The following is a 21,576-nucleotide window of genomic DNA, read 5'->3' on the forward strand; positions in this document are numbered from 1 at the left end:
ATATAAAAAAGAATGGTTTTATACGCGGCTGACGGATGTCAATTCGTGTATAAAACCATTCTTATATAATGGCTTCATCCAGCCAAGATAGCTACGAATTACATATTCCGACGATACTGCCCCCCAACCTCGAACAGCGCATTTGTAATCTGCCCCAATGAGCAGAACTTCACCGTTTCCATCAGCTCGGCGAAGAGGTTGCCGTTGGCAATGGCGACTTGCTGGAGCTGCTTGAGGCGGCTGGCGGTCTGGTCGGCGTTGCGGGTGTGCAGGATGTTGAGCATTTCGATCTGGTACTGCTTTTCCTCGTCGGTGGCGCGGATCACCTCGGCGGGCACCACCGTGGGCGAGCCTTTGGAGGAGAGGAAGGTATTCACGCCGATGATAGGGTACTCGCCCGTGTGCTTGAGCATCTCGTAGTGCATGCTTTCCTCCTGAATCTTGCCGCGCTGGTACATGGTTTCCATGGCGCCCAGCACGCCGCCGCGCTCCGTTATGCGGTCAAACTCCATGAGTACTGCCTCTTCCACCAGGTCGGTGAGCTCCTCGATGATGAAGGAGCCCTGGAGCGGGTTTTCGTTTTTGGCCAGGCCCAGCTCCCGGTTGATGATGAGCTGGATGGCCATGGCCCGGCGCACCGATTCCTCGGTGGGCGTGGTAATGGCCTCGTCGTAGGCGTTGGTGTGCAGGGAGTTGCAGTTGTCGTAGATGGCGTAGAGGGCCTGCAGGGTGGTGCGGATATCGTTGAAGTCGATTTCCTGGGCGTGCAGGCTCCGGCCGCTGGTCTGGATGTGGTACTTCAGCATCTGGCTCCGGGCGTCGGCACCGTACTTCAGCTTCATGGCCTTGGCCCAGATGCGGCGGGCTACCCGGCCGATGACGGCGTACTCGGGGTCGATGCCGTTGGAGAAGAAGAACGAGAGGTTGGGCGCGAAGTCGTTCACGCTCATGCCCCGGCTCACGTAGTACTCCACAAAGGTGAAGCCGTTGCTCAGCGTGAGGGCCAGCTGGGTGAGGGGATTGGCGCCAGCCTCGGCAATGTGGTAGCCGGAAATGGACACCGAGTAGAAGTTGCGGACCTTCTCCTTGATGAAGTACTCCTGCACGTCGCCCATCAGGCGCAGGGCGAATTCGGTGCTGAAGATGCAGGTGTTCTGGGCCTGGTCTTCCTTGAGAATGTCGGCCTGCACGGTGCCGCGCACCTGGCTCAGGGTGCGGGTTTTGATGGTGTGGTACACGTCGGCGGGCAGCACCTGGTCGCCGGTGACGCCGAGCAGCATGAGGCCCAGGCCGTCGTTGCCGGCGGGCAGCTCGCCCTGGTAGCGGGGGCGGGCGAGGCCCTTGTCGGCGTAGAGCTGGTTGATTTTGGCGTCGGTTTCCGCTTCCAGGCCGTGCTCCTTAATGTATAGCTCGCACTGCTGGTCGATGGCGGCGTTCATGAAGAAGGCGGCCAGCGTGGCGGCGGGGCCGTTGATGGTCATCGACACCGAGGTGCTGGGGTTGGCCAGGTTGAAGCCCGAGTAGAGCTTCTTGGCGTCGTCGAGGCAGCAGATGCTCACGCCGGCGTTGCCGATCTTGCCGTAGATGTCGGGCCGGTGGTCGGGGTCTTCGCCGTAGAGCGTCACCGAGTCGAAGGCCGTGCTCAGGCGCTTGGCGGGCAGGCCCATACTCACGTAGTGGAAGCGGCGGTTTGTCCGCTCGGGGCCGCCTTCACCGGCAAACATGCGGGTCGGGTCTTCGCCTTCGCGCTTGAACGGAAACACGCCGGCCGTGTAGGGAAACTCGCCGGGCACGTTCTCCTGCAGTTGCCAGCGCAGCAAGTCACCCCAGGCCGTGTAGCGCGGCAAACTGACTTTGGGAATCTGCTGGTTAGAGAGGCTGGTGGTGTGCGTCTGGATGCGGATTTCCTTGTCGCGCACCTTGAACACGAACTCCGGGGCCTTGTAGGCGGCTACTTTCTGCGGCCAGGTTTCCAGGAGTTTCCAGTTCTGCCCGTCCAGCCGGAGTTTGACCTCCTCGAAGGTGCTCTCCAGGCCGGCCACGAGTGCTCCGGCATCGGGTTGGTGGCTGCCGTTCCCGCTGCCAGGTCCGCCAGCGGCGTTCCCGAGGCTTTGGACGGCTCCGACGGCTTGTCGGATCCCATAGAGCTGTTGAGCAACGTCAGCTTGTTTTTGAACCCACTGGTCATATTGGCGGTTGGTTTCGGCGATTTCGGAAAGGTAACGGGTGCGGTGCGGCGGGATGATGTAGATCTTCTCCGAGTCCTCTTTGCTGGTGGCCAGCTGCGAGGCGAAGGGCACGCCGGTCTTGGCTTCTACGGTGCTCAGGATGGCGCGGTACAAGCGGTTCATGCCCGGGTCGTTGAACTGGGAAGCAATGGTGCCGAACACGGGCATCTCGTCGAGGGGCTGGTCCCAGTGGCCGTGGTTGCGCTGGTACTGCTTGCGCACGTCGCGCAGGGCGTCGAGGGCGCCGCGCTTGTCGAACTTGTTGAGGGCAATGACGTCGGCGAAGTCGAGCATGTCGATTTTCTCCAGCTGCGTGGCCGCGCCGTACTCGGGCGTCATCACGTAGAGGCTGGCGTCGGAGTGCTCGATGATTTCGGTGTCACTCTGCCCGATGCCGGAGGTTTCGAGGATGATCAGGTCGAACTCGGCGGCCCGCACCACGTCCACGGCGTCCTGCACGTACTTGCTCAGGGCCAGGTTGCTCTGGCGGGTGGCCAGGCTGCGCATGTACACGCGGGGGCTGTTGATGGAGTTCATCCGGATCCGGTCGCCCAAGAGCGCCCCGCCGGTCTTGCGCTTCGAGGGGTCCACGGAGATGATGGCAATGGTCTTCTCGGGGAAGTCCATCAGGAAGCGCCGCACCAGCTCATCCACCAAGCTCGACTTGCCCGCGCCGCCCGTGCCGGTGATGCCCAGAATTGGGGTTTTAGTTGTTAGTTGTTCGTTGTCAGTTGTTAGGTCGCTCTTTTGATTGCCTTTTTCACTGACAACTGACAGCTGATAACTAGCAACTAAGTCCTTGCGCACCTTCTCAAATTCTTCGGGGAAGTTTTCGGCGGCGGAGATGAGGCGGCCGATGCTGCGGGCGTCCTTTTCCTTGAGGTGGGTGACTTCGCCGTTCAGGTTCTGGCCGGTGGGGAAGTCGCAACGCTGGAGCAGGTCGTTGATCATGCCTTGCAGGCCCATGGCGCGGCCGGCGTCGGGGGAGTAGATCTGCTCGATGCCGTAGGCGTGCAGGTCCTCGATTTCGGTGGGCAGAATCACGCCGCCGCCGCCGCCGAACAAGCGGATGTGGCCCGCGCCCCGCTCCTTGAGCAGGTCGTGCATGTACTTGAAATACTCGTTGTGGCCGCCCTGGTAGCTGGTAATAGCAATGGCCTGGGCATCTTCCTGGATGGCGCAATCCACGATTTCCTGCACCGAGCGGTTGTGGCCCAGGTGAATCACTTCGGCGCCGCTGCTCTGAATGATGCGGCGCATGATGTTGATGGCGGCGTCGTGCCCATCGAAGAGGGCGGCAGCCGTGACGATGCGGATATGGTTTTTGGGCTTATAAGGAGCAGCGGGAGCAGCTTGCATAGCGCAGGGGAGTTGGGTGGAATTTGGGGTAGCGAAGGTACGCAAAAAGCCCCGGCGTGGTAGCGCCGGGGCGGGTTTGTTGCGTATTGCTGAAAAGTGGAGCCTGCCGTCGCTCGGCTGTGCCGAGTGACTCCCTGCGCCGGAGCGGCTGGGCCGCGAGCGTCCCGCGCCAGCTGGGTTAAGCGTTCAAAAGGCGCGGAGCAATTCGCAGCCTAGATGCTCGGCGCGTAGGGGGCACTCGGCACAGCCGAGCGACGGCAAGGGGCGGGGCGGCACCGTCGTTCGACGATTGGTGTCGCCCCGCTGGGGCTTTTTCCGGTTCTTCTTAGTTGTTTCTACCGATATGTCGCCCCGCTGGGGCTGGTGGTAGCTAGGGCGTGTCTGAAAAGGTCCAATGGTCCGGCAATAAGGGCAGCTTTCCGGGTGGCATGGGCCGCTGCGGAGGTGGCAAGGCTTCCGCTGGGGCCGTCATGGCACTTGATAGGGGTGACATGGCCTTCGCACGGGGTGTCATGCCACTGAATGAGCGTGACATGGCTCTCGCAAGACGTGACATGCCATTGAACGGAGGTGACATGGCACCGTGCGAGCGTGACATGGCACTGAGAAGGGGTGACATGGCACCGTGCGAGCGTGACATGCCACTGTGCGGGGCTGACATGCCGTGCTATTCGGGTGACAGGCGGTAATAGGCCGCGCTGAACCGTTCCGGCTACCGCAGCTCGGCCAGCCGCAGCCGCAACCCCGGCAACACCGTTTCGCCAGACAGTTCGTTATCGAAGCCCTGCACGGTTTCGGGCTCCGGCTGGCCAGGGCGGTAGAGGTAGGCTGTTTCGGTTTCCGGCACCAGCAGCCAGGCCAGCTGCGCTCCATTGCGGAGCCAGTCGAGCATCTTGGCCTGCAGGGTTTTAGTGGAATCAGAAGCAGATTTCAATTCGACCACAAACTCCGGGCACACCGGCGCGAATTTATCCTGTTGCTCGGCCGTCAGCGCATTCCATTTGGCCGCCGAAACCCAGGAAGCATCCGGTGACAGGACGGAACCGTCGGGGAGGGTGAAGCCGGTGTTGGAGTCGAAAACTTCGCCCAGATGGGAATGGGTGCTAAACCAGAGGTATAGTTGGCCGTTCAGGCGGGCGTTGCGTTTGCCGGAGCGGCTGCCGGTGGGCGACATAATCAGGATTTCGTGGGTGGCCGTGCGCTCAATGCGCAGGTCGGCATGCTGCTGACAGAAGCTGAAGAACTCGTCGTCCGTCATTTCCGCCAGGTGCGGACCGCTTAGCCGGAGCGGGGTCAGATCAGGCAGTTCCAGATGCATCTTCATAAGGTGAAGCTAAGGAATAAGAGGCACAATATGGCAGAGCTGCCGTTGCACGAGGTTGGCCCACAGTACCAAAAAAAGCCCCGATACAGTGTATCAGGGCTTTGATTTTCTGGGCGGAAAAAGCCGCCTAAGACTACACTACACTTTCGGCTCTGCCTTCAGCTCGCGGCTCCAGAAGCGGCCCGTGGCCAGATCCTGCACAAACTTATCGGCTCCGTCGCCGACACTCACGCCGTCGCCGCTCAGGATGTCCTTGGCGCCGCCGTAGGCCGCGGCGCTCAGCAGCGCTTTGCCGGCCGGGGCCGCGCCTACGGGCTTGCAGTGGCGGTAGGCTTCATTCACGAAATGCAGCGCGTCGTGCTGCTGCAGGAGGGCCTGCACGCTTTGCTCGCCACCGGCCACGTACACGCCATCGAAGAGGACGGAGGCGGTAGTTTGCAGGCTGAAATCAATGCGCAGGGCCTCGCCGCCGCTGGTGCGCAGGTGGCCCAGATGCGGAGCCACCAGCTTGGCCGTGGCTCCGCCGGCTTCCAGCGCCTTTTTGAGCGCCGCAATGGAGGCAGCATCGGCCCCATCGGCAGCCAGAATAGCTACCTGCTTGGTTGCGATGCTCTTTTTGGCGTTCAGCGGGTGGTTTTCGATGCTCAGCGCCGCCGATTTCGGCTCGTTGCCGGTAGCGGGCTTCGACTGATGCGCCGCCACGTCGGCATCGGCCCCGAGCCCGTAGTTGAGCTGCACGCCCTCGGCCGAAGGCACTTCCAGGCCCAGCCCTTTGGCTACGCGGCTGGCCAGCTCATCGGCCACCAGGGAGAGCTGCAGCAGCATGCGCTTCCGCACCGATTCGGCTTCCACCTTGCCCAGCTCGAAGCGCAGGGCTTTGATGATGTGGACTTTCTCAATCTCGGCCTGGCTGTTCCAGAACAGGCGGGCCTGCGAGTAATGATCGACGAAGCTCTTGCTGCGGGCCCGTACTTTGTGCGCCTCCACGCGCTCATTGTGGCTCACAAAGCCGCCTTCGGCCTGCTTGGCCTGCCGGGGCGCGTTGTCGTGGAGCAGGTTGGGGCCATAGCTAAACTTGCCCACGTTGATCTGCTGGCGCATGTGGCCGTCGCGCTGGTTGTTGTGGATAGGCGCGATGGAGCGGTTGATCGGAATTTCGTGGAAATTCGGGCTGCCCAGGCGCGTGAGCTGGGTATCGGTGTAGGAAAACAGCCGGCCCTGCAGCAGCGGGTCGTTGGTGAAATCGATGCCGGGCACGATGTGGCCGGGGTGGAAGGCCACCTGCTCGGTTTCGGCGAAGTAGTTGTCGGGGTTGCGGTTCAGCACCATCCGGCCGATAATGGTGACGGGCACCAGCTCCTCGGGAATGACCTTGGTGGCGTCGAGCAGGTCGAAATCGAACTTGAACTCGTCCTCTTCCTCCACCACCTGCACGCCCAATTCCCACTCGGGAAAGTTGCCGGCCTCGATGTTTTCCCACAGGTCGCGGCGGTGGAAGTCGGGGTCTTTGCCCGAAATCTGCAGCGCCTCGTCCCACACCACCGACTTGATGCCCAGCTTGGGCTTCCAGTGAAATTTCACGAAGCGCGACTTACCCTGCGCGTCAATCAGCCGCCAGGTGTGCACGTTGAAGCCCTCCATCATGCGCAGATTGCGCGGAATGGCCCGGTCCGACATCGTCCACAAAACCATGTGCATCGACTCCGGATTGGCCGAAATGAAGTCCCAGAAGGTGTTGTGAGCCGAGGCCGCCTGCGGAATCTCATTGTGCGGCTCGGGCTTCACGGCATGGATCAGGTCCGGAAACTTGATGGCATCCTGAATGAAAAACACCGGAATGTTATTCCCCACGAAGTCGTAAATGCCTTCCTGGGTGTAGAATTTCACCGCGAAGCCACGCACGTCGCGGGCCATATCGGTGGAGCCGCGGAAGCCGGCTACGGTGCTGAAGCGGGTGAAAATGGGCGTTTGCACGCCCGGCTGCAGGAAGGCGGCTTTGGAGTACTGGCTGGCGTTGTCGTAGGCTTCAAAGTAGCCGTGGGCCGCCACGCCGCGGGCGTGCACCACGCGCTCCGGAATCCGCTCGTGGTCGAAGTGCGTGATTTTCTCCCGCAGCAGAAAGTCTTCCAGCAGCGTGGGGCCCCGCTCGCCGGCCTTCAGCGAGTTCTGGTCGTCGTTGACGCGCAGGCCCTGGTTGGAGGTCAGCAGCTGGCCGGTGCTGTCTTCGCGGTTCTGGTTTAGCTCGTCCAGCTTGGCGTTGGTGGCAGGCGGCGCAGGGGCGGAGTTCTGGTTGGATTTGGGTGATTTGGCCATGAGAGCAGGATAATGGAGTAAATGCCGGGCAAAAGGAAAGACAGGGGAAATAAGGAGCAGGAAAGTCCCTCCAAAGCCCAAAGGCTGGCCTTGCATACGCGCCCGCGCGGTCTTCGTTGGAGTGGAGCCTGCCAGAAAACCAACGGCCGGACCACCCCTTTGGTGACCCGGCCGTTAGCAGACAGCGCGATAAGCAGGCTAAAAATGCCGCCCCGTGGCCAGAAGCAGCCACCACCCCAGGGCAACGGCTCCGGTCAGGGCCAGCAGTCCCCAGGCAGTTTTGGTCTTTTGCGGAAATTCCACGGTAAACTCAAACAGCTCGTTGGCGCAGGCCAGGCTCAACGGCAGCAGCAGCAGGCCCATCGTCAGAAAGTGCAGGCGCTCATTCAGGCTCAGGTCAGGATATTTGAGCAGTGCCAGCAGCGCACTGCCGGCCATCCAGGGTATCAATATCGTGGCCACAATCAGCTTGCGGCGGTTTGGATACTGCATCAGGGTTATCGAGTCGTGGGTTTGCAGAAAGCCCACCGCCGCCACGTAGCCCACCACCATCTGCAGCAGCCCGCACAGCACGGCCACCACTACATTCGGAGTATTGCCGGCCAGAAACAGCCAGCTGGGCACGTACCAGACCCCCGATTCCGTAAACGTGTCGCCGACCATTGCGCCCAGCACCTGGTTGCAGGCATGAAAGGCTACCCACACCAGCAGCAGCTTGCGCAGGCCGCGCTTGCCCCGTTCCCGCTTCCAGAACCAGAGCCCGGCCCCAATGGCCACCACCGCGCACACGGCCGGCCCCACGCCATACACGGCCAGCACGGCCGTACGCCACCATTCCGGGTCGCTGATACTAAATTTGATACTGCTCACGCCCCACACGCCCGGAATGCTTAGCCGCACGGCCATAGCCACCGTGCTGAGCTGGTGCAGGCCATTGATCAGCAGGTAGGCCAGCAGGTAAATAACGGTGCTGTTCAGGGCCGTTATAGTAGTTTTGGTGGTAGCGCTGGACGTAGCAACAGAAGCCGGAGCGGACATAATAAGGAGTTAAACAGGACTTGCGGGGGCCAAAAATAAGGAGTCTGCTCCTGACTTCCAGCGGGCGGAGTGAGGTGCTGAAATAGCATTTGCGGGCGGTTTTGCCTACCTTTGAGTTCGAAAACACGCCACTAGTGAAGAACATCCGCAATTTCTGCATCATCGCCCACATCGACCACGGCAAAAGCACGCTGGCCGACCGCCTGCTGGAATTTACCAGCACCGTCTCGAAGCGCGATATGCAAGCTCAGCTGCTCGATAACATGGACCTGGAGCGGGAGCGGGGCATCACCATCAAGAGCCACGCCATTCAGATGCAGTACCCCTACAAAGGGGAAATGTACACGCTCAACCTGATTGATACCCCCGGCCACGTCGATTTCAGCTACGAGGTATCCCGCTCCATTGCTGCCTGCGAAGGCGCTTTGCTCATCGTGGATGCCTCCCAGGGGATTGAGGCTCAGACGATCAGCAATCTTTACCTGGCCATCGGTTCGGACCTGGAAATCATTCCGGTGCTCAACAAAATCGACCTGCCCCACGCCATGCCCGAGGAAGTGTCCGACGAAATCGTGGACCTGATCGGTTGCGACATCGAGGATATTATTCACGCCTCGGGCAAGGCCGGTATCGGCATCGAAAACATCCTGAACGCCATCTGCGACCGAATCCCGGCCCCGAAAGGCGACCCGGAGGCGCCGTTGCAGGCGCTGATCTTCGACTCGGTCTACAACTCCTATCGCGGTATCGAAGTGCTGTTCCGCATCAAGAACGGCACCATGCGCAAGGGCGACAAGCTCCGCTTCATGGCCACCGGCAAGGAGTACGGCGCCGATGAAATTGGCATTCTAGGCCTGAACCAGGAGCCCCGCCAGGAAATTTCGGCCGGCAACGTGGGCTACCTCATCTCCGGCATCAAGGAAGCCCGCGAAGTGAAAGTGGGCGACACGATTACGAACGTGGCCCGGCCCACCGAGGAAATCATCAACGGCTTTGAGGACGTGAAGCCGATGGTATTCGCCGGTATCTACCCCGTCGATACCACCGAGTATGAGGAGTTGCGTTCCAGCATGGAAAAGCTGCAGCTCAACGACGCCTCGCTGGTGTGGGAGCCCGAAACCTCGGCCGCCCTGGGCTTCGGCTTCCGTTGCGGCTTTCTGGGGATGCTACACATGGAAATCGTGCAGGAGCGCCTGGAGCGCGAGTTCAACATGACGGTCATCACCACCGTGCCCAGCGTGCAGTTTCACGCTACCGGCACCAAGGACCAACTGCTGACCATCAACGCGCCCTCCGAAATGCCGGAGCCGAACCTGATCAAGCACATCGAGGAGCCTTACATTAAGGCCCAGATCATCACGGCCTCGGAGTACGTGGGCGCCATCATCACGCTGTGCATGGAAAAGCGCGGCATTATTAAGGGCCAGAGTTACCTGACCTCGGAGCGGGTGGAGATGAACTTTGAGCTGCCGTTGTCCGAAATCGTGTTCGACTTCTTCGACAAGCTCAAGACCATCAGCCGCGGCTACGCCTCGCTCGACTACGAGCTGATCGGCTTCCGCGAGTCGGATATGGTGAAGCTCGACATTATGCTTAACGGGGAGAAAGTCGATGCCTTGTCGGCCATCGTGCACCGCTCCAAATCCTATGAGTGGGGCAAGCGCATCTGTGAGAAGCTGCGTGAGCTGCTGCCGCGCCAGATGTTCGACATTGCCATTCAGGCTTCCATCGGACAGAAAATCATTGCCCGCGAAACGGTGAAGGCCCTGCGCAAAAACGTAATTGCCAAGTGCTACGGCGGCGACATCTCGCGCAAGCGCAAGCTGCTCGAAAAGCAGAAGGAAGGCAAAAAGCGCATGCGCTCGGTTGGTTCCGTGGAAATACCTCAGGAGGCCTTTTTGGCCGTCCTTAAGCTTGACTGATTGCAGAAACGCGGCCCCCGAGCCGCGTTTTTTTTGCGCCAACATTCTTTTTCACCTCATGCAATCCTTGCAAAAGCTCTGTGTGACTAATTTAATACCATGACAAACAAGCTCACCCAGGATTGTACGACCGAAATGCAGCTGGAAAAAATCCGCCGCGGCCAGGAACTCAAGTTTCGGTGGCGCGACGATTGGCCCGAGATGGAGAAGAACATTCTGCAGTCCGGCCGCGAAGCCATTGCCCAGCACGAACAAACCCAGAAAACCAACCAGGAATAGTCCGCCTATGCCGATGACCCCCACTTCCGAAGCCCCCGCGACCTACCGCCTCATCGACGGCAAGCAGACCGCCGAAGACATCAAAGTGGAAATTGCCGCCGAAGTAGTCCAGCGCAAAGCCGCTGGCCAAAAGCCCCCACACCTGGCTGCCATCCTCGTCGGCCACGACGGGGGCTCCGAAACCTACGTGCGCAACAAGGTGCTGGCCTGCGAGCGGGTGGGCTTCGAGAGCACGCTGCTGCGCTACGAAGACACCATCACCGAAGCCGAGCTATTGGCCAAGGTAGACGAGCTGAACCAGGACGAGCAGATTGACGGCTTCATCGTGCAACTGCCCCTGCCTAAGCACATCGACCCTAACAAGGTCATTGAGGCGATTCGGCCGGAGAAGGACGTGGATGGGTTTCACCCGATGAACATCGGGCGGATGGTGGCCGGCCTGCCGGCGCTGCTGCCCGCCACACCCTCGGGCATCGTGGAGCTGCTGCGCCGCTATGAGTTGGTGACGGACGGTAAGCACTGCGTGGTTATCGGGCGGAGCAACATTGTTGGTACGCCGGTTAGCATCTTGCTGGCTAAGAACTTGGAGCCTGGTAACTGCACCGTAACTTTATGCCACTCCCGCACTCAGAACCTGGCCGAAATAACCCGCACGGCCGACATCTTGGTAGCGGCCATCGGCCGGCCCGGCTTCGTGACGGCCGATATGGTAAGCCCTGGTGCAGTGGTTATCGACGTGGGCACCACCCGCGTCGAGGATGCCACCAAGAAGGCCGGCTGGGCCCTGCGCGGTGACGTGAGCTTTGAGGACGTAGCCCCCAAGGCCAGCTATATCACGCCCGTGCCCGGCGGCGTGGGCCCCATGACCATTGCCATGCTGCTGCTCAACACGCTACGGGCGGCCAAGGGCGAAATCTACCCGCGCTAGCCTGGAGTTATTCCCCGCCAACCTTTTAAACCTGCGCGGGTTGTCGTAATTTTGAGGTCCGGTTTCCGCAACCGGCTGGGGTGCTTCGGCAGCCGGGCCGGTTGCGGAAATCGGACTTACCTTTTTCCTCTCGTTTTGCTGCACGTACTTCCCGTTACGTCGGTGCCCCTGGCCGCAGAGCCGGCGGTGGCCGCGCTGCCCCTCATGGAGCAGTTCTACACCATTCAGGGCGAAGGCTATAATACGGGCCGCGCCGCCTACTTCCTGCGCCTCGGCGGCTGCGACGTGGGCTGCGTGTGGTGCGATGTGAAGGAATCGTGGGACGCGGCGGCCCACCCGCGCGTGGCCATTGCCGATATGGTGGCCGCCGTGGTGCAGCATCCCGGCCGCAACGTGGTGATTACGGGCGGTGAGCCGCTGATGCACGACCTGACCGACCTGACGGCCGCCCTGCACGCGGCTGGCTGCCAGAACTGGATTGAAACCTCCGGCGCGTATCCGCTCAGCGGGGCCTGGGACTGGATCTGCGTATCGCCCAAGAAGTTCAAAGCCCCGCTGCCCGACGTACTGCGGCAGGCCCACGAGCTGAAAATTATCGTCTTCAACCAGAGTGATTTTAAGTGGGCTGAGGAGCACGCCGCTCAAGTGGGCGGGCACACGCGCCTGTACCTGCAGCCCGAATGGAGCCGCGCCGCCCAAATGACCCCACTCATAGTGGATTACGTGAAAAAAAATCCGCGCTGGCAGGTGTCATTGCAGACGCATAAATACCTCGATATTCCGTAGCTTCCGGCCCTATGCGCGGTCTGCTACCTGTCCTGTTTTTATCCGTTGTGCTTAGTCTGCTGCCCGCTGGTGCGGTAGTGGCTCAGAGTAAGCCTATTAGCAATGCCAAAGCCCGCAATCTGTTTGAGAAAGCGCAGGAGCAGGCCAAAGAGCGCCACTTCGATAAGGCCATTGAAACCCTGACGGTTCTTAATCAGAAGTTTCCGTCGCTGGGCGAGCCGTATCTACTGAAGGGGTCCCTGCTGAAGGCGATGGGCGAGAACCAGGGCGCTTTTGAAGCCTACCGCGACGGCCTGGGTAAGCTACCGTTCAATCCGGCCCGCTCCCTCGACTACTACACGCTGGCCGACCTGGCCATCAGCTTTGGCGACTACGCTACGGCCGGTGAGAACTACCGGCGCTACGTCAAAACGGCCCCCAAGGGCCATCGGCTCGTGTTTCGGGCCCAGCGCCAGCTTCTGAACTGTGACTTCGCCCTCAAGGCTATGGCCAGCCCGGTCGGCATCACGCCCGCGCGGCTGGCCGAGCCGCTGAACACCTTTCGCTTCCAGTATTTCCCGGCCCTCACCGCCGACAACCGCTTTCTGCTCTATACGGCACGCCCCACCGCCCAGAGCGACGAGGACCTGTACATTGCCAAGCAGAACAAAGACGGTTCCCTGGGCCAGCCCGTGCCCATTTCCCCTGCCATCAATTCGCCCTACAACGAGGGCGCGGGCACGATTTCGGGCGATGGCAAAACCCTGGTATTTGCCTCCTGCGACCGGCCCAATGCCGTAGGCAACTGCGACTTATACATCTCGCGGCGCACCGGCAACAACTGGAGCAAGCCCCAGAATCTGGGCCGTAACGTAAACTCGGTAGAGTGGGACTCGCAGCCCACGCTCTCGGCCGATGGGCGCACGCTGTACTTCACCTCCACGCGCCGGGGCGGTAAGGGTCAGGAAGACCTCTATGTGACCACCCTGCAGCCCGATGGCACCTGGAGCCCGGCCCGCAACCTGGGCGAGCCCGTGAACACGCCGGGCAAGGATATGGCCCCCTTCATTCATGCCAGCGGCACCACACTCTACTACGTCACCGATGGGCTGGTAGGCATGGGCGGGCTTGATGTGTACCGCTGCGAGCTACAGGCACCCAATGGCAAGTGGAGCGACCCACAAAACCTAGGCTATCCGCTCAATACGTTTGAAAACGAAGCCTCGCTGTTCATTTCTTCCGATAACCGCCGGGGCTTCTGCTCCCGCTCGCGGGCTACGGAGCCGGGCGTGAAGTCGGAGCGGGAGCGGCCGGTGGAGCTGTTCGGCTTCGAGGTGCCCCCGCCCGTGCGAGCCCGCGAAACCAGCACTTACACCCAGGGCCGCGTATTCGATGCCATCACCAAAAAGCCCATCAAGGCCGACGTGCAGCTCTACGACCTGCTCACCGACGAGCTGACCCAGTACGTAACCTCCGACCCCGAAGACGGCGACTATACCGTGGTGCTGAACGAGGGCCGCCAGTACGCCATGTACGCCGCCGCCGATAAGTACCTGATGAAAAGTCTGAGCTTCGATTACTCCGACAAGCGCAGCTTCGACCCGCTCACGCTGGATATCTATCTGGAGCCGCTCCGTGCCGGCCGCAGCATCGTGCTGAACAACCTGTTTTTCGATACCAATCAGTTCGACCTCAAGCCCAAGTCGCGCACGGAGCTGAACCGGCTGATTCAGTTCATGCGCCAGTACCAGGACGTGGCTGTGGAGATATCCGGCCATACGGATGATGTGGGCGCCGATGCCGACAACATCACCCTGTCGCAGAACCGGGCGCGTTCCGTGTACACGTATCTGGTGGAGCATGGCGTGAAGGCCGCCCGCCTGCGCTTTAAAGGCTACGGCGAAACCAAGCCGCTGATTGCTAACGATACCGAGCAGCACCGGCAGCAAAACCGGCGCATCGAGTTCCGGATTCTGTAGCTGCACAGCCTTTTTAGCTGATTTTCAGACCCTGTCACTACCTGTGACAGGGTTTTTTTGATTGTAGTATTCCTTTTTTCTGGGATTTTTAGCGAGTTGATAATGAGTAGGGTAGGGGAGTCGCATCAAAGCTTTAAAGTAGAATAGTTATAAAAAATCTTTTTATTTTTAAATAAAAAGATTATCTTTGGGTATTCGGTTTCCCCGGCAAATCAGCAGCAAGGGTTTTACTGCGCAGCTTTCCTTCACTCCTAAATCAAGATCACCCCATCATTTGCACGCTTTTTCACTTTCTAACCTTCCCAAACCGTTCACCACAATGAAAAAAGCATCCATTTTCGCCTTTATGCTTCTGGGCCTACAGGTAGCGGCCCTGGCCGCCAATTCTGATGGCCCGGTAGCCATTCAGAACCGCGCCACGACCATGACGCGCTCCATGTCCGGCAAGGTGCAGCTCGATGAAGGCCAATACCTGAAAGTAAAGCTCCTCAACATCCAGATGCTGACCGAATCCGAGGACTTGAAAATCCGTTTTGCTGCCGATCCGGCCATTCTGGATCAGCACTTGGCCGAAGCCCAGATGCGTTATGAGATGGACCTTGCCTCCTTGCTGCGGCCCAAGCAGGTAGCCATGTATCAACAGTCTCGCATGAGCATGACTGCCTTGGGCAGCCCCTCGCGCTAGATTGCTCCGCGTCTCCGGAAAAAAAGCCCGCCGTAAGCGGGCTTTTTTGTTGGCCGCCCTAGACTGAGAACTTGAAGAGGCAGCACAACCACCTAATGGTATCGGTGGTATAACTATTATTGTTTTATAAGTATTTAATTATAAAAAATGTTTCAATTGTGTAAAATTTAAGCTATGTTTACTCAACCTAACAACCCGACCCCCAGCATTTTCTTTCCAAACTCACTTCTTACCAATCTTCAACCGTATGAAAAAGCTTTACACCACTGCCTGTCTGCTGCTCATGCTTGGTGCACCGCTACTGCGGGCCCAGAACGTGACTTCCTCCGATGCGGTCCTGCACGAGCGGGTTACCTCGGTTTCGCGGCGCATTGCTGCCACTGCCCAGCTTAATGAGGGGCAGTATGTGCATGTGAAGCGATTGAACCTGGTGATGATAACGGAACTGGAATCCATCAAGAGCCGGTTTGCCGCCACGCCCGCCGTTATGGATGAGAAGCTGGCCGAACTGCAGGCCCGCTACGACTGGGACCTAGCTGCCCTGCTGAAGCCGCAGCAGCTGGCTGCCTACAACAAAGCCAAGCTCAGCACGTTGGCCCTGAGTGGCAACTGATTCTGGCAATGCAGTACGCCCACAAAAAAGCCCGCTCCGAGCGGGCTTTTTTGTGGGCGTACAATAAGATTCGCCGTTCTTAGCGCTTCTCGATGCTGACGTAGTCGCGCTCCAACTCGCCGGTGTAGATCTGGCGCGGACGGCCAATTGGCTCTTTGTTTTCGCGCATTTCTTTCCACTGGGCAATCCAGCCGGGCAGACGGCCCAGGGCAAACATCACCGTGAACATCTCGGTCGGGATGCCGATGGCGCGGTAGATGATGCCGGAATAGAAGTCGACGTTGGGATACAGCTTACGCTCAACGAAATACGGGTCGGTGAGGGCGGCCTGTTCCAGCTCCTGCGCAATCTTCAGCAGCGGGTCCTCAATGCCCAGCGCGGTCAGCACTTCGTCGGCGGCCTTCTTGATGATCTTGGCGCGCGGGTCGAAGTTCTTGTACACGCGGTGGCCAAAGCCCATCAGACGGAAACCGCTGGCTTTGTCCTTCGCTTTCTCCACCCACTTGGCCGTATCACCGCCGTCGGCCTGAATGGCCTGCAGCATTTCCAGCACCTCCTGGTTGGCACCGCCGTGCAGCGGGCCCCACAAGGCGTTGATGCCAGCCGAAACCGAGCCGTAGAGGCTGGCATTGGCCGAGCCCACCAGGCGCACTGTCGAGGTAGAACAGTTCTGCTCGTGGTCGGCGTGCAGAATCAGCAGCTTGTTGAGGGCACTAACCACTTTGGGGTTGATTTCATACTTCTCCGTGGGGAAGCTGAACATCATGTACAGGAAGTTAGAGCAATAGTCGAGGTCGTTGCGCGGATAGTTCAGCGGGTGACCCATGTTGTTTTTGTACGTCCAAGCCGCAATGGTGGGCATTTTCGCCATCAGGCGAATGACGTTCAAATCAATTTCCTCCTTGCTCAGATCGGGCGAAACGCTTTCGGGGTAGAAGGCGGTGAGCGAGCAGATCAGGCTGCTCAGAATGGCCATGGGGTGGGCCGCCGACGGGAAGCCGTCGAAAATCTTGCGCACATCCTCGTGTACCAGCGTGTGCTTGGTAATCTGGTGGCTGAAATCGTCCAACTCGGCCTGGGTGGGCAGCTTGCCATAGATCAGCAGGTAAGCCACTTCCATGAAGCTGGAGTTTTCGGCCAGCTGCTCAATGGGGTAGCCACGGTAGCGCAGAATGCCTTCTTCGCCGTCGAGGAAAGTAATGGCGCTTTTGGTGGCACCGGTATTCTTGTAGCCCGAATCGATGGTGATGTAGCCGGTTTGGTCGCGAAGCTTGGCAATGTCAATTGCCTTCTCGTGTTCGGTACCTTCGATGACGGGATACGGGTAGGATTTCCCGTCGAGGATAATCTCAGCAGACTCTGCCATAGGGGTTGGTTAGAGGGTGGTTGCGGGGCGAAACTAAAGAATTACCGGCAAGCCGGAAAGCTTCCCGGACTTTTGGACTCTCTTACTACAATTCGCCCCAGGGTGTTGTTTGAAAATGTAAAAGCTGAAAACCGGCCCAGGGGACCAAATACGCGGCTTGCCGAGCATTTTGGGCACAGGAGGCCAGCCAGAGGCCGGATTATTTGCCGATGCAAAACTGCGTAAATATACTCGTGAGCAGGTCGTCGGACGAAATTTCGCCGGTTATTTCGCCCAGCGCGGCCAGGGCATGGCGCAGGTCGGCGGCCAGCAGCTCAGTGCCGACGCCGGCGGCCAGACCCCGTAAAACGCTGTCGAGCGCCGAATTGGTTTTTTCGAGGCTTTGGGCGTGACGCAAGTTTGTCACGATGGTAGCGGAGCCGAGTTGGTCGAGGCCCTCGCCGCGCACGCGCCGGAGCAGAGCCTGCTGCAAGTCGGGCAGGCCGTCGCCGCGGGAAGCGGCGATGAGCACGGTATCAGGCAGCGGTTCGAAGGCGGCTATTTCGAGGTCGGAAGCCACGTCGCGCTTGTTGCCAACGGCCAGCATCGGAATCTGCCGGCCGGGGTTCAGTGCTTCAATCTCGGCTTGAACTTCGGCGGGTGTTGTGCTCGTAATATCAAATAGATACAAAAGCATAGCGGCCTGAGCGACGCGCTTTTTGGTGCGCTCCACCCCAATAGATTCTACCACATCCGTAGTGTCGCGTAGGCCGGCGGTATCGACGAAGCGGAAGCGGATGCCCTCGATGCTGACCTCATCCTCGATCAGGTCGCGGGTGGTGCCGGCGATGGCCGACACGATAGCCCGCTCCTCGTTCAGCAGCGCGTTGAGCAGCGTCGATTTGCCCGCGTTGGGCTTGCCGGCAATGACAGTCGTGACGCCGTTTTTAATCACGTTGCCCAGCTCAAAGGAGCGAAGCAGGCGGCGCACCAGCGTCTGAATTTCCTGCAGCAATGCTACCAGCCCGGTGCGGTCGGCAAACTCTACGTCCTCTTCACCGAAGTCCAGCTCCAGCTCCAGCAGGGCGGCAAACTTCACCAGCTGGCCGCGCAGCTCGCGTAGCTCCTGCGAGAAGCCGCCGCGCATTTGTTGCATGGCCACCTGGTGCGAGAGGGCCGAATCGGCGGCAATGAGGTCGGCCACGGCTTCGGCCTGGGCCAGATCGAAGGCCCCGTGCAGGAAGGCGCGCTTGGTGAACTCGCCGGCTTCGGCCAGGCGGGCCCCGTGGCGGGTGAGCAGGGCCAGAAGCTGCTGCACAATATAGTCGGAGCCGTGGCAGCTGATTTCGACCACATCTTCGCGGGTGTAGGAGTGCGGGCCGCGAAACAGGGAAACGACCACTTCATCCAGGATTCGCTCACCGTCGCGGATGGTGCCGAAATGCAGCGTATGGCTGGGCTGGGCGTGCAGGCGCTTGCCGGCAAACACGGCATCGGTGAGGGAAATGGCCTCCGGGCCCGAGAGGCGCAGCATGGCAATGGCCCCGGCACCCGGCGGCGTGGAGAGGGCGACTATGGTATCGGAAAGGGCAGGCGGTAGCGGAAGGGCCACGGAATCGGGAAAAGAAAGCGAGCCGCAAATATAGATAACCGGGGGCCAGCCGGCGGAAATGCGTGCGGGGCTGCCGGGATGCTGCGCGCTACTTCAGCGAACTGCCGGCCTCAGCCAGCGATGAACAAGTTGCGGCTTACCTCCGCCGAAATCAAAGCAGTTGATTTGTTGTTGACTTTGATTTCTAATGAGTTATCAAAAGAGACTTTATCCAGAACTTCAAGACGGGCTCCTAAGCTCAACCCAACTTTATCGAGGTACTGCAGGAAGGGTGCGGAGGTGTTGCGGACGGCGACCAGCGTGCCACCATCGCCGGGTTCGAGGTCGGCCACGAGGCGGTTGCGGGGGCGCAGGATGGCTCCGTCTTCGGCCGGAATCGGGTCGCCGTGGGGGTCGAACTGCGGGAAGCCCAGAAACTCATCGAGCCGCCGTACCAGTAGCTCCGACTGCAGATGCTCCATTTCCTCCGCCACCTCATGCACTTCATCCCAGTTGAACCCGAGCTTCTGCACCAGAAACACTTCCCACAACCGATGCTTGCGGATGGTAAGCAGGGCCAGCCGCTGGCCCTCGTGGGTGAGCGACACGCCGCGGTAGCGCTGGTAGTGCAGCAGGCCTTTTTCGCCGAGGCGGCGCAGCATATCGGTGACCGAAGCCGCGCGAGTCTGAAGCACTTCCGCAATACGGTTGGTGCTCACCTCCACGCCCGGCTCTGCCTCTGAGAGCTTGTAGATGGCTTTTAGGTAATTTTCCTCGGTATAGCTCGGCAAGGGAGAAAGGGTTGAATTTTGAGGGTTGAATGCTGAATCGTGAAGTCCGCATCCGGTGAAGCAAAGATTAACAAAAAACGGGGTAGCGGCGGCAAACTGCCCGCTACCCCGTTTCGGAAGGTTGCGCGTCTGGGCAAATTGCCCGGCGCTTTCAGCCTGCCATCCTTACCATTTAATTAAGGCTGACGCCCAGGTGAAGCCGGAGCCGAAGGCGGCCAGGCAAACCAAGTCGCCGCGCTTGATTTTGCCCTCGGCCACGGCTTCACTCAGGGCAATGGGAACCGAGGCGGCGGTGGTGTTGCCGTAGCGTTGAATGTTACTGAAGATCTTGTCGTCCGACAAGCCCATTTTCTGCTGCACATACTGCGTGATGCGCAGGTTGGCCTGGTGCGGAATCAGCATATCGATGTCGGTGGGCTGCATGCCGTTCTGGTCGAGGGCTTCCTTGATAACCTGCGGGAAGCGCACCACGGCGTGCTTAAACACGTTCTGGCCGTTCATGTAGGGGTACATTTCCAGCTCGTTGGCCATTACATACTCCACGCGGCCTTCGCGGTTGGAGCCCGGCTCCTTCACAATCAGTTCCTCGGCAAACTCGCCCTGCGCGTGCAGGTGGGTGCTCAGGATACCGTGGCCTTCGCGGGTGCTGGGGCGCATTACGACCGCGCCGGCCCCATCGCCGAAGATGACCGATACGCTCCGGCCGCGGGTCGTTTTATCGAGGCCGGAGGAGTGGATTTCGGAGCCTACCACTAGCACGGTATCATACATGCCGGTTTTGATGAACTGGTCGGCCATGCTCAGGGCGTACACGAAGCCGGAGCACTGGTTGCGCACATCGAACGCCGGAATGGGGGCTTTGATGCCCAGCTCGCGCTGCAGCAGCACGCCGGAACCGGGGAAGAAATAATCGGGCGACAGGGTGGCGAAGACAATCATCTGCACGTCGTCGGGCTGCAGACCGGCCATTTCCAGCGCCTTGCGGGCAGCATTGGCCCCCATGTTGGCGGTGGTGTCTTTGCCCTCCTCAAACCAGCGCCGCTCCCGGATTCCGGTGCGCTCCTGAATCCACTCGTCGGTGGTTTCCATGATTTCGGTGAGGTCAGCATTGGTCACTACCCGGCTCGGGACGTAGTGGCCGACGCCGGCAATTTCGGAGTGTCGGAGGGTACTCATGGGAAAGTGGGAATAGGCGGGAGGAGAGCAGAAAAAGGAGCCGAAGGTAGCAAAAAGCCCCGGCGGTTTTCTGTAAACGGGGCGCGAAGGTCGGCAGTTACTGAATAGTATCCAGCAATGCCCACAATTTTGTCGCTTCCGACTGCCAGAAGGCCTCTGCCGGCCGGCCGCGCGGGTAGAAATTCGTGCCGGTGAGATGCTGAGTAATAGGCTCTAAATCAGGGGCTTTGAAATTAACGACCAGCCCCGCGCCATGCTGCTTCATCAGTTGCTGCCACAGCGCATTGGCCGGAATCAGCATCGGCAGGCCGTGCGCCATATACTCGTAGAGTTTGGTAGGGATGCAGCGCCAAGTGCTTTCGTGGGGCTGGTAGGGCAGCAGGCCAAGGTGGCTGCGCTCCATTTCGGCCACGATGCGGCCGTGCGGCACCAGCGTATTGCCGCCGATAAGGCTAACGGCCCCATTGGCGGCTGCAATAGCTTCATGCAGCCGCGCAAGCTGCTCGGGGCGCTGGCAAAACCCGATAATAGTAAGGTGGGCCAGCGGCCAGCGCTGCCGCAGCTTTTTAGTAAATTCGATGGCATCAAACACGCCGTTCAGCTCCGAAATGGTGCCCGAATACAGCAGCCGCAGCGGCTCCGTGGGGCGGGGCAGCGGCCGGAGCGTTGAGGGCAGCGTTTCTCCCGGCGCGGGCTGGTATTTGTTTTCCAATACCACTACGCGGCTGATGGGCAGCTCCGCTAAAAATGGCAGCTCCACCGCATAGCTCCGCTCGGCCAGAATAATGCCCGCCGCCCGCCGGGCAGCCACGGTTTCTACCCACCGCAGCCCCGCGGCCAGCCAGCGGCGCGTGAGGCCGCCGTACACCTGTTGAGTGGTGATATTCAGGGCATAGTTCTCCCGCACATCATACATAAATTGCCGCTTCTGAGGGTGCAGGCACTGCCAGAGCAGCGTGAGCGGCAGCAGCTCCGGGGCGTGCACGATAATCAAGTTGGGCTTTAGCTCTTGCAGGAGTTGCCAATACCGCAGCTGCGCCCGCAACCGGGCCAGGCTCAGGCGTGAGCCTGCTAGCAACTCGTGCGTGTGTAGGTTGGCGGGGGCCTCGGTAGGTGCGGGGGCGGCGCGGCCGGCTACGTGTATTTGCCAGCTAGGGCGCTGGGCCAGGGTACGGCCAAACTTTCCGTACATGCGCGTATCGTCCAGCGGCTTGAGCACGGAGGCCAGTAATACACGGAA

Annotated in this window: 16 protein-coding genes; 7 read left to right on the forward strand and 9 right to left on the reverse strand. The window is 60.1% G+C overall.

Annotated elements, in window-relative coordinates; all coding sequences use genetic code 11:
• Positions 1-98: 98 nt before the first annotated feature.
• The 4 genes from BUB62_RS14235 to BUB62_RS14255 form a co-directional block, all read right to left on the reverse strand.
• A complete protein-coding gene (locus BUB62_RS14235; RefSeq protein WP_073111166.1) occupies positions 99-3,587 on the reverse strand; it encodes a methylmalonyl-CoA mutase family protein in 3,489 nt (1,162 codons plus the stop codon).
• Positions 3,588-4,299: 712 nt separating this feature from the next.
• Positions 4,300-4,911, reverse strand: a complete 612-nt coding sequence (locus BUB62_RS14245; protein WP_234988739.1) for a Uma2 family endonuclease — start codon at positions 4,909-4,911, stop codon at positions 4,300-4,302.
• Between the two features lie 138 nt (positions 4,912-5,049).
• Entirely contained in the window at positions 5,050-7,224 is a 2,175-nt protein-coding gene (locus BUB62_RS14250; RefSeq protein ID WP_073111170.1) for a catalase, read from the reverse strand.
• A 198-nt stretch (positions 7,225-7,422) separates the two neighbouring features.
• The gene (locus BUB62_RS14255) at positions 7,423-8,262 is read right to left on the reverse strand and encodes a hypothetical protein (protein ID WP_073111172.1); all 840 of its coding nucleotides are present in this window, start codon (positions 8,260-8,262) and stop codon (positions 7,423-7,425) included.
• Positions 8,263-8,396: 134 nt separating this feature from the next.
• Between BUB62_RS14255 and lepA the strand changes: the two genes are divergently transcribed.
• The 7 genes from lepA (at position 8,397) to BUB62_RS14290 (ending at position 15,433) form a co-directional block, all read left to right on the forward strand.
• The gene (lepA, locus tag BUB62_RS14260; protein ID WP_073111409.1) at positions 8,397-10,184 is read left to right on the forward strand and encodes a translation elongation factor 4; all 1,788 of its coding nucleotides are present in this window, start codon (positions 8,397-8,399) and stop codon (positions 10,182-10,184) included.
• 99 nt (positions 10,185-10,283) lie between these two features.
• A complete protein-coding gene (locus BUB62_RS14265; protein ID WP_073111174.1) occupies positions 10,284-10,463 on the forward strand; it encodes a hypothetical protein in 180 nt (59 codons plus the stop codon).
• Positions 10,464-10,476: 13 nt separating this feature from the next.
• Positions 10,477-11,391, forward strand: a complete 915-nt coding sequence (locus BUB62_RS14270; RefSeq protein WP_073111175.1) for a bifunctional 5,10-methylenetetrahydrofolate dehydrogenase/5,10-methenyltetrahydrofolate cyclohydrolase — start codon at positions 10,477-10,479, stop codon at positions 11,389-11,391.
• A 135-nt stretch (positions 11,392-11,526) separates the two neighbouring features.
• Positions 11,527-12,177 carry a 7-carboxy-7-deazaguanine synthase QueE gene (locus tag BUB62_RS14275; RefSeq protein ID WP_073111177.1) on the forward strand — a complete coding sequence of 217 codons (651 nt, stop codon included), beginning with the start codon at positions 11,527-11,529 and terminating at the stop codon, positions 12,175-12,177.
• A gap of 11 nt (positions 12,178-12,188) precedes the next feature.
• Entirely contained in the window at positions 12,189-14,135 is a 1,947-nt protein-coding gene (locus BUB62_RS14280; protein WP_073111178.1) for an OmpA family protein, read from the forward strand.
• A gap of 319 nt (positions 14,136-14,454) precedes the next feature.
• Positions 14,455-14,820, forward strand: coding sequence for a hypothetical protein (locus tag BUB62_RS14285; RefSeq protein ID WP_073111180.1), 366 nt, complete (start codon positions 14,455-14,457; stop codon positions 14,818-14,820).
• Between the two features lie 247 nt (positions 14,821-15,067).
• Complete coding sequence (locus tag BUB62_RS14290) at positions 15,068-15,433, forward strand: hypothetical protein (protein ID WP_073111181.1); 366 nt, start codon at positions 15,068-15,070, stop codon at positions 15,431-15,433.
• Positions 15,434-15,512: 79 nt separating this feature from the next.
• Here the strand turns inward: BUB62_RS14290 and BUB62_RS14295 are convergent, their stop codons facing one another.
• The 5 genes from BUB62_RS14295 to BUB62_RS14315 all read right to left on the reverse strand — a co-directional run bounded on the left by BUB62_RS14295 (position 15,513) and on the right by BUB62_RS14315 (position 21,555).
• Entirely contained in the window at positions 15,513-16,799 is a 1,287-nt protein-coding gene (locus BUB62_RS14295) for a citrate synthase (protein WP_073111183.1), read from the reverse strand.
• 199 nt (positions 16,800-16,998) lie between these two features.
• A complete protein-coding gene (gene mnmE / locus BUB62_RS14300; RefSeq protein ID WP_073111184.1) occupies positions 16,999-18,390 on the reverse strand; it encodes a tRNA uridine-5-carboxymethylaminomethyl(34) synthesis GTPase MnmE in 1,392 nt (463 codons plus the stop codon).
• A gap of 110 nt (positions 18,391-18,500) precedes the next feature.
• Positions 18,501-19,160: a metal-dependent transcriptional regulator gene (locus BUB62_RS14305; RefSeq protein WP_073111186.1), complete on the reverse strand. Its 660-nt coding sequence runs from the start codon at positions 19,158-19,160 to the stop codon at positions 18,501-18,503.
• Between the two features lie 165 nt (positions 19,161-19,325).
• Positions 19,326-20,336 (reverse strand): 3-oxoacyl-ACP synthase III family protein, encoded by a 1,011-nt coding sequence (locus tag BUB62_RS14310; protein ID WP_073111187.1) that lies wholly within the window; start codon positions 20,334-20,336, stop codon positions 19,326-19,328.
• A 97-nt stretch (positions 20,337-20,433) separates the two neighbouring features.
• Positions 20,434-21,555 (reverse strand): glycosyltransferase, encoded by a 1,122-nt coding sequence (locus BUB62_RS14315; RefSeq protein WP_084539078.1) that lies wholly within the window; start codon positions 21,553-21,555, stop codon positions 20,434-20,436.
• Positions 21,556-21,576 lie beyond the last annotated feature (21 nt).

This window comes from Hymenobacter daecheongensis DSM 21074 (assembly GCF_900141805.1).
Taxonomy (GTDB): Bacteria; Bacteroidota; Bacteroidia; order Cytophagales; family Hymenobacteraceae; genus Hymenobacter; species Hymenobacter daecheongensis.

What these genes read in the sequence shown, in the direction of transcription:
- BUB62_RS14235 (WP_073111166.1), bottom strand. Translation starts at nt 3,587, where the DNA reads ATGCAAGCTGCTCCCGCTGCTCCTTATAAGCCCAAAAACCATATCCGC.
- BUB62_RS14245 (WP_234988739.1), bottom strand. Translation starts at nt 4,911, where the DNA reads ATGAAGATGCATCTGGAACTGCCTGATCTGACCCCGCTCCGGCTAAGC.
- BUB62_RS14250 (WP_073111170.1), bottom strand. Translation starts at nt 7,224, where the DNA reads ATGGCCAAATCACCCAAATCCAACCAGAACTCCGCCCCTGCGCCGCCT.
- BUB62_RS14255 (WP_073111172.1), bottom strand. Translation starts at nt 8,262, where the DNA reads ATGTCCGCTCCGGCTTCTGTTGCTACGTCCAGCGCTACCACCAAAACT.
- BUB62_RS14265 (WP_073111174.1), top strand. Translation starts at nt 10,284, where the DNA reads ATGACAAACAAGCTCACCCAGGATTGTACGACCGAAATGCAGCTGGAA.
- BUB62_RS14270 (WP_073111175.1), top strand. Translation starts at nt 10,477, where the DNA reads ATGACCCCCACTTCCGAAGCCCCCGCGACCTACCGCCTCATCGACGGC.
- BUB62_RS14280 (WP_073111178.1), top strand. Translation starts at nt 12,189, where the DNA reads ATGCGCGGTCTGCTACCTGTCCTGTTTTTATCCGTTGTGCTTAGTCTG.
- BUB62_RS14285 (WP_073111180.1), top strand. Translation starts at nt 14,455, where the DNA reads ATGAAAAAAGCATCCATTTTCGCCTTTATGCTTCTGGGCCTACAGGTA.
- BUB62_RS14290 (WP_073111181.1), top strand. Translation starts at nt 15,068, where the DNA reads ATGAAAAAGCTTTACACCACTGCCTGTCTGCTGCTCATGCTTGGTGCA.
- BUB62_RS14295 (WP_073111183.1), bottom strand. Translation starts at nt 16,799, where the DNA reads ATGGCAGAGTCTGCTGAGATTATCCTCGACGGGAAATCCTACCCGTAT.
- BUB62_RS14310 (WP_073111187.1), bottom strand. Translation starts at nt 20,336, where the DNA reads ATGAGTACCCTCCGACACTCCGAAATTGCCGGCGTCGGCCACTACGTC.